This window comes from Paenibacillus physcomitrellae, assembly GCF_002240225.1.
GTDB lineage: Bacteria > Bacillota > Bacilli > Paenibacillales > Paenibacillaceae > Fontibacillus > Fontibacillus physcomitrellae.
Window position 1 is genome coordinate 4,171,197 of the sequence record NZ_CP022584.1, and the last position, 16,970, is coordinate 4,188,166.

General features: G+C 50.0%; 15 protein-coding genes. 11 read left to right on the plus strand and 4 right to left on the minus strand.

Annotation, left to right across the window (positions count from 1 at the left end):
- Window positions 1-36 precede the first annotated feature (36 nt).
- Complete coding sequence (locus CBE73_RS18745; RefSeq protein WP_094095532.1) at window positions 37-1,341, minus strand: MFS transporter; 1,305 nt, start codon at window positions 1,339-1,341, stop codon at window positions 37-39.
- 102 nt (window positions 1,342-1,443) lie between these two features.
- Here CBE73_RS18745 and msrA point away from each other — a divergent pair, with 102 nt between their 5' ends.
- A complete protein-coding gene (gene msrA / locus CBE73_RS18750; protein WP_094095533.1) occupies window positions 1,444-2,484 on the plus strand; it encodes a peptide-methionine (S)-S-oxide reductase MsrA in 1,041 nt (346 codons plus the stop codon).
- 14 nt (window positions 2,485-2,498) lie between these two features.
- On the opposite strand, the gene CBE73_RS18755 is transcribed toward msrA, so the two are convergent.
- From CBE73_RS18755 to CBE73_RS18765, 3 genes are all read right to left on the minus strand, one after another.
- On the minus strand, window positions 2,499-2,831 hold the full coding sequence (locus CBE73_RS18755; protein WP_094095534.1) for a DUF3889 domain-containing protein: 333 nt from the start codon (window positions 2,829-2,831) through the stop codon (window positions 2,499-2,501).
- A gap of 165 nt (window positions 2,832-2,996) precedes the next feature.
- Entirely contained in the window at window positions 2,997-3,377 is a 381-nt protein-coding gene (locus CBE73_RS18760; protein ID WP_094095535.1) for a rhodanese-like domain-containing protein, read from the minus strand.
- Between the two features lie 433 nt (window positions 3,378-3,810).
- Window positions 3,811-5,769, minus strand: coding sequence for an ABC-F family ATP-binding cassette domain-containing protein (locus CBE73_RS18765; protein ID WP_094096415.1), 1,959 nt, complete (start codon window positions 5,767-5,769; stop codon window positions 3,811-3,813).
- Between the two features lie 253 nt (window positions 5,770-6,022).
- Between CBE73_RS18765 and CBE73_RS18770 the strand changes: the two genes are divergently transcribed.
- The 10 genes from CBE73_RS18770 (at window position 6,023) to CBE73_RS18815 (ending at window position 16,941) form a co-directional block, all read left to right on the plus strand.
- Window positions 6,023-6,661: a 5-formyltetrahydrofolate cyclo-ligase gene (locus CBE73_RS18770; RefSeq protein ID WP_094095536.1), complete on the plus strand. Its 639-nt coding sequence runs from the start codon at window positions 6,023-6,025 to the stop codon at window positions 6,659-6,661.
- A gap of 1 nt (window position 6,662) precedes the next feature.
- Window positions 6,663-7,148, plus strand: coding sequence for a cyclic pyranopterin monophosphate synthase MoaC (moaC, locus tag CBE73_RS18775; protein ID WP_280522996.1), 486 nt, complete (start codon window positions 6,663-6,665; stop codon window positions 7,146-7,148).
- A gap of 58 nt (window positions 7,149-7,206) precedes the next feature.
- Window positions 7,207-7,695, plus strand: coding sequence for a MogA/MoaB family molybdenum cofactor biosynthesis protein (locus CBE73_RS18780; RefSeq protein WP_094095537.1), 489 nt, complete (start codon window positions 7,207-7,209; stop codon window positions 7,693-7,695).
- Between the two features lie 31 nt (window positions 7,696-7,726).
- Window positions 7,727-8,482 carry a twin-arginine translocase subunit TatC gene (tatC, locus tag CBE73_RS18785; protein WP_094095538.1) on the plus strand — a complete coding sequence of 252 codons (756 nt, stop codon included), beginning with the start codon at window positions 7,727-7,729 and terminating at the stop codon, window positions 8,480-8,482.
- A 252-nt stretch (window positions 8,483-8,734) separates the two neighbouring features.
- Complete coding sequence (gene groES, locus CBE73_RS18790; RefSeq protein WP_068693732.1) at window positions 8,735-9,016, plus strand: co-chaperone GroES; 282 nt, start codon at window positions 8,735-8,737, stop codon at window positions 9,014-9,016.
- Window positions 9,017-9,093: 77 nt separating this feature from the next.
- On the plus strand, window positions 9,094-10,725 hold the full coding sequence (gene groL / locus CBE73_RS18795; protein WP_094095539.1) for a chaperonin GroEL: 1,632 nt from the start codon (window positions 9,094-9,096) through the stop codon (window positions 10,723-10,725).
- A gap of 577 nt (window positions 10,726-11,302) precedes the next feature.
- Window positions 11,303-12,889 carry a PucR family transcriptional regulator gene (locus CBE73_RS18800; protein ID WP_229752542.1) on the plus strand — a complete coding sequence of 529 codons (1,587 nt, stop codon included), beginning with the start codon at window positions 11,303-11,305 and terminating at the stop codon, window positions 12,887-12,889.
- A 137-nt stretch (window positions 12,890-13,026) separates the two neighbouring features.
- Window positions 13,027-14,295 carry a cytosine permease gene (locus tag CBE73_RS18805; protein WP_068693739.1) on the plus strand — a complete coding sequence of 423 codons (1,269 nt, stop codon included), beginning with the start codon at window positions 13,027-13,029 and terminating at the stop codon, window positions 14,293-14,295.
- Window positions 14,292-15,395: an S-methyl thiohydantoin desulfurase family protein gene (locus CBE73_RS18810; protein ID WP_094095541.1), complete on the plus strand. Its 1,104-nt coding sequence runs from the start codon at window positions 14,292-14,294 to the stop codon at window positions 15,393-15,395. The genes CBE73_RS18805 and CBE73_RS18810 overlap by 4 nt, the downstream gene beginning before the upstream one ends.
- The gene (locus tag CBE73_RS18815) at window positions 15,388-16,941 is read left to right on the plus strand and encodes a hydantoinase/oxoprolinase N-terminal domain-containing protein (RefSeq protein ID WP_068693743.1); all 1,554 of its coding nucleotides are present in this window, start codon (window positions 15,388-15,390) and stop codon (window positions 16,939-16,941) included. The genes CBE73_RS18810 and CBE73_RS18815 overlap by 8 nt, the downstream gene beginning before the upstream one ends.
- The last annotated feature ends 29 nt before the right edge of the window (window positions 16,942-16,970 follow it).

The window sequence follows — 16,970 nt, forward strand, 5'->3', positions numbered from 1 at the left end:
GCAGGTCCGGATTACCGGCCGCATCTCTTTTTGGAATTACATCTCCACTGCGCTGCGTGCATCTGCCGGCGAAGATTTACGGAACATAAAGAAATACATAAGAGAAGCCGCGACATAGAGGCAGCCCGTGATGCTGAACGTGATCGCGTAACCCCAATAGCTGCCGTAACCCGTAACAAGCCGGGATTGAACGGGGCCCATAGTGGCCCAGCCCAGCATAAAGGCTGTTTGGGTGAGAGAATTCGCTATACCGCGCCGTTTGTCGGCGATCCGGTCGATCATGATCGAGGACTGAATCGGATTAGCCGCGTTCATCAGCGCCTGCCGGAAGAGGAAGCTTACCGCCGCTAAGACAAACCAATGCGTGAAACCCGTCAGCAGCAGGAAGGGCAGGGATAACATTTGGAAAATGACGACCGCTTTGACCTGACCGACCTTCCTCGCGAGTGTAGGGCCGATCAGCATGGATACGATTGTCATTACCTGGCCAAGTGAGATCAATATGCCCATCAGAGACAATGAAGCCGAGAAACGGTTTGTAAAATAAAGGTTCAGGTAAGGAACCACCAGCCCTGAGCCAAAGCCGATCAGCAGCTGGGCGATGACAAATTTGCCGATCGTTTTGAACTCGGCGGCCGTCTCGCGCGGCTGATCTGATTCATCGGTATTGGATTTTACGGACTCATGTGACTTTAGCTCTTCTCCAGCATCTGCGGAAGCTTGTCCTTTGGCAGAAAGCTCGCGTACAAACAGCATTGGAATGAAAGCGGCAAAGGTGGCGCTTCCGCCCAAGGCGAGTACGGTTTGCAGACTGGCCAGCGTGCTGAAACCCGCTGCCTGCAGCCCATCCGCCAGCAGTCCGCCGCCCATGCTGCCGATGACCTGTGAGGCCAGCACCAGGGAAGAGAAGTAACTGAACATGCGTAGGCGCTCTTTGGGTTTCACGTTTTCTGCCAGAAACGGAATAGACAGTACCTGGAAGAAAGAAGCGAACAAGCCGGTGAACACAGCCAGTCCGATCAGGCCGGATTCGCCGGATACAAAGGAGCGGAGCAGGAAGGCGGCACCGCTGAACATAGCGCCGACAATCAAAATTTTCTTGCGGCTGGCCCGGTCGCCCCAGAGACCGATCGGAATGAACAGCAAGGCGGTGGCAAGTGACTGAATGCTGACGACCCGGCCGTTCATTGCATCGTTGTAACCCAGTTCTTGTATGTATAAATTATAGAGAACACCAAACATCCCGGTGCCGATTTGATATAAAATATTGGCAAGGAAAAACAATTTGATATTGCCGGACCATTTATTCAGTTCCCATCTGGCTGTTTGGATAAAACCCATTTAGGTGCGCACCTCCGGTTGTTAGCAGCCTTACTATTCTATCATGGTAAAGCCTGCGGAAGGAACCGTTATTTTGACTGAAATCAGGGGAGAGATCCGTATATGAATGAAGAGAAGCAGCAGCCGGAGCTTTCGGGCCTCCGGGAACAAAAGAAGATTGAAACCGCGACCTTCGCGGGAGGGTGCTTCTGGTGTATGGTTAAACCGTTTGATCAGCTGCCCGGCGTTATTTCGATTGTATCGGGCTATACGGGCGGTTATACGGACAACCCGACCTATGAAGAAGTGGGCATGGAAACAACCGGTCACGCGGAAGCCGTACAGATTACCTATGATCCTGAAATTTTCCCCTATGAACGGCTGCTCGACATTTATTGGCAGCTCATCGATCCTACGGACAGCGGCGGGCAATTTATGGACAGGGGCGCTTCCTACCGGTCAGCGATTTTTACGCATAATGAAGAGCAGCGGCAGAAAGCCGAGGCGTCCAAACAGGCGCTGGAGGCCAGCGGACGTTTCAAGGGGAAGATTGTTACCGAAATCGTGCCGGCGGGTCCTTTTTACCGGGCGGAGGAGGTCCACCAGAATTACTACAACACCCATCGCAATGACTACAATCTTTATTATGAGGCATCAGGCCGGGTAGATTTCACCGAGAAGCATTGGCGCGGCAAAAAGGATTTAGAGCAGCTTCGCAAACAGTTGACCCCCCTGCAATATGAAGTAACCCAGCATGGCGCAAGCGAACCGGCGTATGACAATGAATACTGGAACAACACCCGTGAGGGGATTTATGTAGATATTATCAACGGAGATCCGTTATTTAGCTCCCCGGATCAGTTGGAGGCGGAAACCGGAAGGCCAAGCTTCAGCCAGCCGCTTAACGAAGGTTTAGTCCGCAAGGAAGCCGACTACAGCGGCAGTCAGGTTAAGGTTGCGCTCAAGAGCCGGTTATCCGGCGCACATCTCGGTTATTTGCTGCGCAGCGAAACGTCGCCATCGGGTTTTCAGTATGAGGTAAACTCAGCTTCGCTGCGGTTTGTTCCGAAAGAAGAACTCGAGCAGGCCGGCTACGGGGCGTATATCAGGCTTTTTTCAGCAATAGTTAACGGCCCAACGGCCCCAGAGGATGACCATCCTTGAATTTCAATTCAGGTTTAACGCGCCTGCTCGAAATGAACGGAGATCAGCTCTTCGGACGAGGAATCAAAACGGACATACACATAAACCCCAAATTCACGGCCTTTTTTCCTCAGCCACAGCTTGAATCTTTCTTCACTGATGGTAGGAGAAATCGAATACCTCCCGATATGAAGATAATCGACTACCGAAGCTTCATATTTGCTTTGCGCCTGTTTGACAGCGATCTGTCCCCATTTGGCATAAGCAGGATCGTCAAAGTGAAGGGTCGAGGAGGCAATCGCAGCGGGCGCAAACAGATGCATGAACAACGTCAATACCGATTGCCACAACAAAGTCGCCAAAGACATCCATTTCAGTCTCCTTTATTGAATCTTCCAATCGGACATAGGATGCCGTGAGAACGGCCTGTTTATACGGATGTTTTCTTTATTCTTGTAAAAAGATATAGAAAAAACGCCCGGTACCATTAAGACTCCGAGCGTTTTGTATAGGGTTCTCCTGCATTACGGCGTTTATTTGCGCTCCAGCTGCTCCATAGTTGTGAAATCTGCGATAATGTTCTCTGGTCCGCTGACGGTCTCTTTATCCCATACGAGCATTCCGCCTTCATAGTTAAGGATATGCTCGAAGCCCAGCTCCTGAAAGTAGCGGGCAACATTGAGGCTGCGCTGTCCGCTCCGGCAGACGAAGACATATTCGCGTTCTTTGTCCATATCATCCGCATACTCCGCAATTTCGCCCATCGGAATCAAAGGAACAGTCGGGATGTGGCCCGCTTCATACTCAAAAGGCTCTCTGACATCTATGACAATGGTTCCGCGTTCTTTATCCTCTAGAATCTGCTGCAGTTCATCTGCATCAATATGGGGTACCCCATAGATCATTTTGCTCATGATTTAATCCTCTCCTTATCCGCTATCCTTGTTTGAATTTTAACATTAGAGCGATGCCCCTTACAATTGGGCATCCTCCGGATCGTCTATAATAATTCTCATCGGCTGTCAAGATGTGGACAAGATTATCCACATTCCAGCATGATTCTGTGTGTAAATAAGATGAAAGCATACCCAGCAAGGGATTGTTTGAAACAGAAAACGGGTCCGTTTTTGCTGCGATTATCATGTGAAAACTGTGGATAATGTGCATAACTTAGTGGATAATATCCCCTTTTTTTTGAAAATGGTTGGTACAAGCGGGTTTCCAACCGTTTTATTTTCCATTTTTCGCTGAATTGATCCCTGTATCTGGGGATAACTATGTGCACAAATTTGTTGTCACATCTATGAATTTATTGGCCCTTTTTTTCTCCGGCTTAAGCGGGATTAGTCACGCTTCGGCAAGCTGCTCCCATTCGGCATAAGCGTCGGCCAATCCGGCCTTATGTTTGTCGATCGTGGTTTGTCTTTCCTGAACGGCCGTATAGTCCTGATAGACCTCCGGCAATGTCAGTTCATTTTCAAGCGTTTCGATCTCTTCCTCAAGTTTGGCAATGGAGGCTTCGAGCTGCTCCATGCGGCGCTGACGGTTCCGTTCTTCCCGTTTAGCCTGCTTGTCGGCTTCAAAGGAAGCGGCGCCCGTTTTGGTTTCGTTCAGCTCGGGAACGTCCTTTTTGCCTCCGGCGGCTTGTTTGGCGGCCGCATTCGCTGCCTGCTCGGCGGCAATTTCGGCAAGCTCCAGCTTCTTCTCGACATAGTCGTCATAATTTCCTAGGAAATGTCTGGCTCCTTCCGGGTGCAGCTCAATGACCCGTTCGGCCATTTTATTCAGGAAATAACGGTCATGGGAGATAAACAGCAGCGTTCCATCATAGTCAAGCAAGGCCGATTCCAGCACTTCCTTGCTGTACAAGTCCAGGTGGTTGGTCGGTTCGTCCAAAATAAGCACATTGGCTTTCAGCAGCATCAGCTTGGCTAGCGCAACACGGGCTTTCTCACCGCCGCTCAGACTGGAGACCCGTTTCTGCACGTCATCCCCGCTAAACAGGAAGTTGCCGAGAATGGTACGAATCCGGGCTTCTTCTACATGGGGATAAGCGCTCCACAGCTCTTCCAATACGGTATTCGTGCCGGTCAGATGAGTTTGCTCCTGATCGTAATAGCCGATCCGGATTTTGGTGCCCCAATTGATTTTGCCGGCTGTCGGCTTCAAATCTCCGGTCAGAATTTTGAGCAGTGTTGATTTGCCGATCCCGTTCGGGCCGATCAAAGCGGCGGTTTCGCCGCGGCGCAGCTCGAAGGAGACATTTTTAAAGAGCGGATGGTCTTGATCGAACGCATAAGACAGCTGATCGACCTGCAGCACTTCGCGGCCGGACATAATTTCGGCTTCAAAAGAGAAGTTGGCCCGTTTCAAATCGCCAAGCGGTTTGTCCATAACATCCATTTTGTCGAGCATTTTCCGGCGGCTTTGCGCTCTTTTGGTTGTTGAGGCTCTAACGATGTTCTTCTGGATGAACTCCTCCATGCGGGCAATTTCGTCCTGCTGTTTCTCATATTGCTTCATCGCACTTTCGTATTCGGCGTCCTTCAGCTCGGCATAACGGCTGTAATTGCCCGTATAACGTTTGGATTGATGGCGTTCGATTTCAACGATCGACGTGACAAGCCGGTCCAGGAAATAACGGTCGTGAGACACGACGAGCAAAGCGCCGGAATAAGCGCGAAGATAATCTTCCAGCCAGGTCAGCGTTTCGATGTCCAGGTGGTTGGTCGGTTCGTCGAGCATCAGCACATCGGGGGCCTGCAGCAGAATCCGGGCCAGAGCCAAGCGGGTCTTCTGCCCACCGCTAAGCGTGGCGATCGGCGTATCTTGCGGGAATTCGCTGAATCCCATCCCGTGCAGCACGCTGCGGATTCGAGTCTCGATCTCGTAGCCGCCCAGATCCTTAAAGCGGTCCGAGTTATGAGCATAACGCTCCAGCAGGTCCTGATAGCTTTTATCTTCATGATTGGCAGCCGGGTCGGCAATTTGATGCTCCATCCGCCGCAGCTCTGCCTCCATCTCCAGCAGGGGGGCGAAGACGTGCAGCATCTCTTCCCACAGCGTTTTGTCGGAAGCGAGGCCGCTGTTCTGGGCCAAATAACCAAGTGTTGTTTCTTTAGCTTTAAAAATCTGCCCGCCGTCATAAGACATCTCGCCGGCGAGAATTTTGAGCAGCGTAGATTTGCCTGCGCCGTTTACACCGACAAGGCCGATCCGCTCGCGCTCCTGAATTTGAAGGCTGATGCCTTCAAGAATGGGTGTTACTCCATAGAGCTTCGTAATATTTGAGGCTTGAAGCAGCATAATAACAAACATCCTCCATCTTTATAATGAACCGCTCGCATGGGCGGCAGTCAGGACACATATACTTTTTCAGTTTAACCGAAACCGGCTCCGATTGCACCGGAAAGAGAGGTTTGAATTGTTTTTGACCAGGCTTGCGGGAAGCCGCAGGGCTTGTTTTCATTTTCATGGAACAATGATAAACTAACTAATAGAACTGATATTTCGTTTATGTCAACGGGATTGAGTATTTTGTCCTGAAAGGTTAAGCCATATGGATCTGAAAGAAAAGAAACGTTTGCTCAGACAAGAGGCGGCGGCTAAACGGGCTTCGCTCGGAGAAACCGAACGCAGGATGTTGTCCGAATCTGCCTGCAGGCTTGCCGAGGATGAAGTGCTTGCGCCGCTTCGCCGGAGCCGGCCGGGGCAAAAGCTTACGCTGTTCAGCTATTTGTCTTTCAAGGATGAGCTTTCTACAAGGTCTCTTGTGGACAGCTGCCTGGGGAAAGGCGACACCGTGCTTGTGCCCAGAATTACAAAGGGCGGGATGCTGGCTGTCCACCGTTTTGAGGACTGGTCCTCGCTGAAGCCGGGAGTCTGGGGCATTTCCGAACCGGCTGCGGATAGTCCGGTCTGGCCGGAGGAACGGTACGGCGAAATCGATGTGGTGATCGTCCCGGGGCTGGTCTATGATCTGCACGGAGGACGGATTGGTTACGGCGGCGGTTATTATGACCGTTTCACGCAGCGCTTGAAGCAGACGGCGGGCGGGGGAGCGGGACGAACGTTATTCGCTTCATTGCTGTTTGAAGAGCAGCTTGCCCAGCAGGTACCGGCCCAAGCGCATGATTTGAGATTGGACGTTCTGATTACGCCAGCGAACGTATTTTACATAAATAAGGATGATGTTTAAGATGGAACAACCAGGAAGCGGCATGACCCACTTTAATGAGCAGGGCAGGGCTAAAATGGTAGACGTCTCCGGCAAGGAAGTTACCTTCAGAACTGCCGTAGCGGTTACGACCGTTACGATGCTGCCTTCAACGCTGGCGGCAATCCGGCAAGGCAATATTCATAAAGGCGATGTGCTGGCCGTGGCCCAGATCGCCGGCATCCAGGGCGCGAAGCGGACCTCGGACTGGATTCCGATGTGCCATCCGCTGCCGCTGACCGGAGTGAACATTACTTTCTCCGATAACGGCCATGATCAGCTTTATATTGAAGCTTCCGTCAAGACGGAAGGGCGCACAGGCGTAGAGATGGAGGCGTTGACAGCCGTTTCCGCGGCGGCGCTTACGGTTTACGACATGTGCAAGGCGCTTCAGAAGGACATGGTTATCGGTCCTACCGAATTAAAGTCCAAACAGGGCGGTAAAAGCGGAGACTACCATAAGAGTTAATCAAACATAAAGAGTTAGTGTTCCAAGTGAGTTCCTAATGCGGATGGAGGATAACTTTATGGAGAAGTGGAAAACAGCCATCCTCACGGCCAGCGACAAAGGCTCCCGGGGAGATCGGGAGGATACGAGCGCCCAGGTAATTCGGGAACTGGTCGAAGAGGAATTGAACGGTGAAATTATTGAATACCGGATTGTTCCGGACGAAGAAGATGAAATTATCGCCGCACTTATTGAAATGACCGATTATTTTCAGGCCAATCTGGTTTTGACGACCGGCGGGACCGAGCTTGCTGCAAGAGATGTTACGCCGGAGGCAACCCGTCGCGTCATTGAACGTGAAGTTCCAGGGATGGCGGAAGCGATGCGGGCGGGGGCGATGAAGAAAAATCCCGCTGCCATGCTGTTCAGAGGCGTGGTCGGGATTCGCGGCAGAACGCTGATCGTCAACCTGCCGGGCACCCCGAAAGGGGTTCATGAAAATTTGGCCGCCATTATGGAAGAGCTTCCGGAGGCTCTGCTGATGGTGACGGGGCAGTTCCGTCTATAGTTGAAAGATAAGGCCGTAGAAGGAGGAGCGCATGAGCGAATCATCGACATCCAAAACGATGAGCATGACCAGTCACCTCATGGAACTCCGCAAACGTCTGCTAGCCGTGCTGCTTGTATTTGGACTTGTGCTGATCGGCGGTTTTCTGGCGGCTGAACCGATCTACCATTATCTAACGACCAGAGGCAGCGGCGGAGTATTTGTGCGTCTGAATGCTTTTTCCTTTTGGGACGGAGTCGGCATTTACATGAAAATTGCACTGACCGTCGCTTTTGGCATTACTTTGCCTTTTACCTTCTATCAGCTGTGGGCTTTTGTAAGCCCCGGCCTGAAGGCGGAGGAGCGGAGAGCAACGCTGAAGTACATTCCGTTTGCCTTTCTAAGTTTTGTAGGCGGAGCTGCGTTTGGTTATTACGCGGTTTTTCCGCTTGCGATTCATTTCACCTCTGATTTAAACAAGGAATTGGGACTGGTGGAAACCTACGGGGCGGCCGATTATTTCCGGTTTCTTACGAACATTGTAGTGCCGGTGTCGCTGGTGTTCGAGCTGCCGCTTATGGTCTTGTTTCTGACACACCTGCGTCTGGTGAATCCGCCAAAACTCCGCAAGATGCGGAAGATGGCTTACTTCGCCCTTGTAGTCGCTTCTGCGGCGATTACGCCTCCCGATTTCATCTCGGCGTTCATTGTATTGATTCCACTGCTGCTGCTCTATGAATTCAGCATCGTGTTGTCCGCACGGGTATACCGGAAGCAGAATCAAGGAGAAGGAGAAACAAAGGAATAAGTTTATAGTCCGTTTGGGTACAAACCTGGAATATCTTCTTTCTCACAAGGATAGAATGAATAGGGAATGTCCAAACGGCTTTTTTTATGTGAAAAGTTATGCTGAAAAAGTTGTACAAAGGACTTGAAAAATGCCATTACTTTGAGTATCATAAACAGTGTTGTTAGCACTAACTAAGGTTGAGTGCTAATACATAAGAACAATCACATTTAAACTCAAATCTAACATAATTTCGAAGGAGGCTATTTTTTCATGATCAGACCTTTAGGTGAACGCGTATTGGTGGAAGCTATTGAACAAAGCGAAACTACTGCATCCGGGATCGTGCTTCCGGACACATCCAAAGAGAAGCCGCAAGAAGGCAAAATTGTTGCTGTAGGCAGCGGCACGCTGAAAGACGGCGTTCGTGTTCCTTTGGAAGTTCAAGTTGGCGACGTGGTGATCTTCTCCAAATATGCCGGCACAGAAGTGAAATACGAAGGCAAAGAATATTTGATTATGAAAGAAAGCGACATTCAAGCTATCGTTGAATAATAGACCCGCACCAAATCGAAAGACAGATTGTCTGAAATGAACAACTATAACAATCGATAATTGGGAGGTTTTCTTAAATGGCAAAAGACATTAAATTCAGTGAAGACGCTCGTCGTGCAATGCTCCGTGGTGTAGACGCTTTGGCTAACGCTGTAAAAGTAACACTCGGTCCTAAAGGCCGCAACGTGGTATTGGAGAAGAAATTCGGCAGCCCGCTCATCACCAATGACGGCGTGACAATCGCTAAAGAAATCGAGCTGGAAGATGCATTCGAGAACATGGGTGCTCAGCTGGTTAAAGAAGTAGCAACTAAAACCAACGACGTTGCCGGTGACGGTACAACTACTGCAACCGTGTTGGCACAAGCCTTGATCCGTGAAGGTTTGAAGAACGTTACTGCAGGTGCAAGCCCAATCGGACTTCGCAAAGGGATCGACAAAGCGGTTCGCGCTGCGGTTGAAGAATTGAAAGCCATCTCCAAAACCATCGAAGGCAAACAATCCATCGCTCAAGTAGCCGCTATCTCTGCTGCTGACGATGAAGTAGGCCAACTGATTGCTGAAGCTATGGAGAAAGTTGGCAAAGACGGCGTAATCACTGTAGAAGAATCCCGTGGATTCGCTACTGAGCTGGAAGTTGTAGAAGGTATGCAGTTTGACCGCGGCTACATCTCTCCTTACATGATTACGGATACCGACAAAATGGAAGCTAACCTGGATAACCCTTATATCCTGATTACAGATAAAAAGATCAGCAGCACGCAGGAAATCCTGCCTTTGCTTGAGAAAATCGTTCAACAAAGCCGTCCGCTTGTGATCATCGCTGAAGACATCGAAGGCGAAGCGCAAGCCATGCTGATCGTGAACAAACTGCGTGGTACTTTCAACGCGGTAGCTGTGAAAGCTCCTGGCTTTGGCGACCGCCGTGAAGCTATGCTGCAGGACATCGCTGCTCTGACAGGCGGCCAAGTGATCACTGAGAAATTGGGTCTTGACCTGAAATCTACTACAATCGATCAATTGGGTAACGCTCGTCAAGTTATCGTAACGAAAGAAAACACAACGATCGTTGACGGTGCTGGCGACAAAGCCGATATCGATGCTCGTGTGAACCAAATCCGTTCTCAATTGGAAGAAACAACTTCCGAGTTCGACAAAGAAAAACTGCAAGAGCGTCTGGCTAAACTCGCTGGCGGCGTTGCGGTTGTTAAAGTCGGCGCAGCTACTGAAACTGAACTGAAAGAGCGCAAACTGCGCATCGAAGACGCCCTGAACGCAACTCGCGCTGCGGTTGAAGAAGGTATCGTTTCCGGTGGTGGTACTGCCCTCGTTAACGTATATCACGCTGTTGCAGCTGTTGAAGCGGCTGGCGACGAGAAAACAGGCGTAGAGATCGTACTCCGCGCTCTGGAAGAGCCAATCCGCACAATCGCAGCTAACGCTGGCGAAGAAGGTTCCGTAATCGTGGACCGTCTGAAGAAAGAAAAAACAGGTATCGGCTTCAACGCCGCTACTGGCGAATGGGTAAACATGATCGAAGCCGGTATCGTTGACCCTGCTAAAGTAACTCGTTCCGCCTTGCAGCACGCTGCATCCGTTGCAGGTCTGTTCCTGACAACTGAAGCTGTCATCGCTGACAAGCCAGAACCTGCTGGCGCTGCTGGTGCCCCTGACATGGGCGGCATGGGCGGTATGGGCGGCATGATGTAAGAAAAGGCTGATAAAGCCTTAATCTCTACCTAAAGGTTTTAACCCACTTCTTAATTGTTAAATTAGGAAGTGGGTTTTTTATTTGATTAAATTTAGAACAATTTTTTGAAACCAATTGATTGCCACTCTTGTCATGATAAAAGTAATTGGTAACATAATTGTAGAGATAGAAAGAGAGTATTTTATTCGGGGAAAATCAATGTCTAACCATAGACCTGTCTCTCTATATGCATTAATAGAAGGGCCGATTAAGTTTACTAACAACGCGCAGATCCAAGCTGCAATTACGCTTATAATCCAGGAAGCCTTATTACGAATTGGCTTGTTTATTATATACAAACCTAGTACTGGTACCCCATAACCGCGCCTAATAAATTTACTACTAATGAAACAATAATAGATGAAATAGCCCTATAAGATCGTTAATTCAGGAGTAAATATCTACGAACGATAATCTGTAATGGGCCGCTTGATGCAAGAAAAGGCTGATAAAGCCGGCTGGCACCACAGCCCCAAACGTTTTACAATATAGGGATACATTTATCCATAAGAAAACAAAACAAAAGTGGTGATACCAATGGGGGTAACCGTTAAGGATATTTTACAATTGCCTTCCTTTCGGGGGGCCAAAGTATTAACAGGAAAGAGCAATCTGAGCCGTACGGTCTCCTCCTTGTCTGTTCTTGAGGTGTCCAATGCGGATTTTTCTTCCCAGATCGTTAATTCGGTACAGGAAGAGTGGTACGCGGAAGAACTTGTGATCAGCTCTCTTTTTTCGATAAAGGACAGTGTTGAGAAGCAATGCGAGACCATCCGTTATTTGCACGGACTTGGAGAAGTGGGGCTGATCTTATATTATGTAGGCATTGTCATTCGGGAGCTCCCGGAAGAGGTGCTGGAATTTGCAGAATCCCTGAACTTCATGATTATCTGCATGCCGGAGAACGATTATACGCTGCGTTACAACGAGGTCATCTATGAGGTCATGGAAGCCATCGTGCTGAACAATCAGACGATCAACGACAATTTCGTCAATGAATCTCTGGAAAAGGTGACGCTCCTCCCTGAGCATTCGCAAAGTGTGGAGATGACGCTGAAGCTGTTATCCGACCGGCTGAAGGCCAGCCTCATTCTAACAAACAAAAACCTACAAATCGTAAATCAGGTGATGTGGCCGCGCAACTCGCCTTTGGAGGTCTCCCAAATGATCCGGGATTACGCGCCACAGCTGGTAAACAGCGGCAGCCGGACTGAAGACCGGGCGCCTGCCTGCTTTATGGAGCACCGCGGCATCTATCAGAAGAACGGGGAAGTGCTTTATTTATTTTTGATTAAGGAACAATCCAAGCTGCCCGCCAAAACGATGGATAAAATCAGTGAAGTGGTGCAGGTGGCTATCAACCTATGGGGCGACAAACATAATGAGGTCAGCGAATATGCCTTGGTGAAAGCTATCATCAACGATGAAAGCGAGAAAATGCGCAGGCTTGCGCAGCTCCTTCATATTGATGTCTCCGCCATTCAAATGATGTGGCTGGTGTACCTTCAGGACTTGTCCATGGAGAAACACGTTCGAGAAGAGTTAGAGGAGTACCTGTCCAAATACTATAAGACGGCGGTCATTCAAACGATTGATCATTGTATTATCGTCCTGCTCGGGAACTGCTCCTACAAATACAATGAATATGAAATTGCGGCTGAATATGCCGAGACGACAAGCTTTCTGGCCTCTATATCCGAAATGGTCTACGCGCCGCGTATGAGAAATACGCTGGATGTAAGGCGGATGTACCAGCTTGTGAATCAAGTAGGGAAGAAGGTTCACCTGATCTACAATCACCGCAAATTATTTACGGCAGCGGAGATTCGCTCCATGAAGCGGGCCATTGATTTGAGTATACAGGGCGAAGAGATTATCGAGGAATGGATGTCCGCTATAGCGCCTGTACTAAATGATGCGGAGTCGGTCCGGACACTGGCCACCTTCCTGCTGGATGCCAAGGGAAATCTGGATGAATGCGCACGGCTGCTTTTCATTCATAAAAATACGGTGAAATATCGGATCAAGAAGATTAGTGAGCTGGTCGGATACGATATTACCGTCAACTCCGAGTTTTACGAGGTTTACCTGGCTTGCATGATTTACCGGCTAATTAATAGCTGACCTTCCAAAACTATCCGGGTTTTTGTCTTTTAGGACAAAAATTCGGATTTTTCTTTTTATTTCTGAAAAAGACGATCTTCTATCCTTTCATTTACAATAAGAAAAATCAATTTGAACGAGATAGGAGGAAGGCAGATATGAAAACAGATAAAGCCAATCAATCCTGGTTTACGTTAGCCTTTGTATGGGCCGGAGCCATGATCAGCATACCTGGTCTTCTCGTCGGAAATACCCTGATCGCAGGGATGAGCATGGCCCAGACCTTAGTTGTCACAGTAGTGGGGTATGCCATTATCGTAGTCCTTATGATTCTCCAGGGCATGCAGAGCACAGACTTGGGCAAATCGACCGTTCAGGTCGCAAGCCAGGTGTTTGGTAAACAAGGCTCGCGTACCATTCTCTCGATTCTTCTGACGATTGCCTGTCTGGGCTGGTTCGGGATTCAGGCGAATGTGTGCGGAGCGGCGGTGGCTAACTTGATGGCGGAGTTTGATATTAAAATGTCCGTACCTGTTGCTTCGCTGATCAGCGGTCTGGTGATGGTTGTTTCGGCCATGTATGGGATCAAAGTGCTTCGAGTACTAAGCTATATCGCTGTACCTTTACTGGTTGTCCTTTGTGTTTATGGCCTGATTCATGCCCTGACCGGTGACAATGTGCAGCTGATTTCGAATTATAGACCCGAATCGAAGATGAACTTTACGGACGGGCTGGCTGTCACGATCGGCTCCTTTGCCCTCGGTGCAGTCATTGCGGGAGATTACTCCCAGTTCTCCAGAAAACGTTCCGATGTGTGGAAAGCGGCCCTCTTCGGCATTATTCCCGCAGGGGTCCTGATGATCGGCGTCGGTGCCGTACTTACGCTTGCTTATCAGACCAATGACGTAACAGCCGTGTTCTTGAGTATTGCCACTCCGCTGATCGGCGGGATCGCTTTGGTTCTGGCCACTTGGAAAACCAATATGGTCAACGCCATTTCCGGCGGATTTGCTTTAATCAACGTCTTTAACGTTTCCAAGCAGAAAGAGAAATGGGCGGTCGGGGCTGCCGGACTTATCGGAACAGTGCTCGCCGTAATCGGTATTCTGGGTTATTTTACACCGGTGATGTCGATCCTGTCGGCCATGGTTCCCCCGGTAGCAGGTGTAATGATCGCCTCTTATTGGATGATCAACAAGGGAGACAAGAACAGCTGGAGAGAGACGGAAGGGGTTAACAAGCTGGGCATCTACTCCTGGCTTATCGGTTCGGTGATCGCGGCCATTCCGGTTGTACTCTCGCTGTTCCCGAGCCTGCCGCAGGTGTCCAATCAGCCCCTGATCGGGATTGTGATTTCCTTTGTCCTTTATGTCGTAGGTTACCGGATTACAGCTTCAAAAACAGTAGTATTGGAGGAACAGCAATGAGATATCTGGATAAAACAGCTATTGAAAATATTTCAATCGGGGCCGCTTTCCTGGGAACAGGCGGCGGCGGCGACCCCTATATCGGCAAGCTGATGGCGATTTCCGCCATTGAACAAAACGGCCCGGTCAGGCTGTATTCGGTTGATGAAATCGCCGATGAGGATTTTTTTATCCCGACGGCCATGATGGGGGCACCTTCCGTATCGTCCGAGAAGTTCCCGAACGGGAGCGAATTCGTTAAAGTATTTCAGAAGCTGTCCCGGTACCTGGGCAAAGACAACATTGCAGGCACCTATCCGATGGAAGCGGGCGGCGTCAATTCGATGATCCCCATCGTAGTCGCTGCACAGCTGGGACTGCCGCTCGTCGATTGCGACGGGATGGGAAGAGCGTTTCCGGAGCTGCAGATGGTAACGTTTAACCTGGATGGCGTTCCGGCGACGCCGATGGCGATTACCGATGAGAAAGGGAATATCGGCATTTTTGAAACGATTGATAATAAATGGACGGAGCGGCTCGGCCGGGCGGCGACGGTGGAGATGGGAGCAAGCGCTCTGGTGAGCCTGTACCCTACGACCGGTGCACAGATGAAAACAAGCGGTGTGCATGGCATCGTGACGCTTTCGGAGCGGATTGGAGAAATTATTGCTTCGAAGAATAGAGATGCCAAGGACAAACTTGAGGAGCTGCTCCAGCTTGTATCCGGTTATGAGCTCTTCCAGGGCAAGATTGTCGATGTGATCCGGGAGACCAAAGGAGGGTTTAACCTCGGCCGCATGAATCTGGAAGGGATTGAAGGCCATAAGGGCGGAAACATGGACGTTCATTTTCAAAATGAAAATCTCGTTGCGGAGAAGGACGGCCGCGTTGTAGCGATGACCCCGGACTTGATTTGTCTGGTCGATTTCGAAACCTTGTCGCCTATAACTACAGAAAGCCTGAAATACGGGAAACGTGTAAGAGTCATCGGACTCCCTGCCCATGAGAAGTGGAGAACGGCGAAAGGCATAGAGACAGCGGGTCCCAAGTATTTTGGATATGACTATGAATATGTTCCTCTTGAAAAATTGGTGAACAAGGCGGTGGCAGACCATGTATAGAATCGGAATTGATGTGGGCGGAACCAATACGGATGCCATTATTCTGGATGAGCGCCATCAGCTGATCCATGCCGTGAAATCGCCGACAAGTTTGGATATCAAGACGGGGATTGAATCCTCTCTCCGGCAGTTGCTGCAGGAAGCCAAGATTGATAAAGCACAGATTACTCACGCGATGCTGGGCACAACCCAATGCACCAATGCTATTGTAGAACGCAAGAAGCTGGCGAAGGTCGGCGTTATCCGTTTAGGATACCCGGCTACAGCATCCGTACCGCCGTATACGGCTTGGCCTAAAGATATGGTGGACATCCTGTCCGGCAGCTACTCGCTGGTTCAGGGCGGTTATGAATACGACGGCCAGCTGCTTGGTGAGGTGGATGAAGAGGAGATTAAGGCGCTGCTGGACAAGTGGCGGAACCATGTGGAGTCCATTGCCGTTATCGGGGTATTTTCCTCCATCAAAAATGACCAGGAGCTTTTGGTTCGTGACCTCATTCAAGAAGAATACGGGGAAGCCTTCCCGGTTTCCTGCTCCTCCTTAATCGGCTCCGTCGGTCTTATTGAACGGGAGAACGCAACGATTTTAAATGCGGCATTGTGCAAGGTGATTGCTGCAACTACGTCGGGATTTATTCATGCCCTTGAGGAAGAAGGAATCAAAAGCGCGCAGGTGTACCTGTGCCAAAACGACGGAACCCTGATGTCCATTGATTATGCCAAGCAGTTCCCGATTCTGACGATTGCCTGCGGACCGACCAACAGCATCCGCGGCGCTTCTTATTTGGCACAGATCAAAGATACGATGGTGCTCGACGTCGGCGGCACGACCTCGGATATCGGCGTTCTGCAGGACGGTTTCCCCCGGGAATCGTCAGTAGCCGTTGAGGTCGGCGATATCCGCACCAATTTCCGGATGCCGGATATCATCTCCGTTGGCCTGGGCGGCGGCAGTATTGTCCGGGTGAGCGACAGCGGTGCCATTACAGTCGGTCCGGACAGTGTCGGCTATAGAATCGGCGAAGAAGCGCTTGTCTTTGGCGGGAATACACTGACAACAACGGACATCGCAGTCCGTCTGGGGCTTGCTGAGGTCGGCGATAAAAGTCTGGTGTCTCACCTGGAAGAGGATTTTGCCTTAGCGGTACAGGCCCAGATAGCGGCTATCATCGAGCAGGCCATCGATAAGATGAAAACCTCTTCCGAAGACATTCAGCTCGTTCTTGTGGGCGGAGGAAGTATCATTATCCCGGATCAGATTCGCGGGGTCGCCCGCATGATCAAAACGGAAAACGGAAATGTTGCCAATGCCATCGGCGCCTCCATTGCCCAAATCAGCGGCCAATACGAACAGATTTATATTTACTCCAGAGAGCCGCGCGAATCTTCCCTGAAGGATGCCGAGGAAAAAGCGGTTAAACAAGCCGTTTTAGCCGGTGCGGTTTCCGAAACCATTGAATTGGTGGAAGTGGAAGAGACACCGCTGGCTTATCATCCGGAGAATGCCACCCGGTTAAGAGTCAAAGTTGTAGGAAAAATGAAATAGTAGTATAGGTTTAAAAAGCCCTGCCGCAT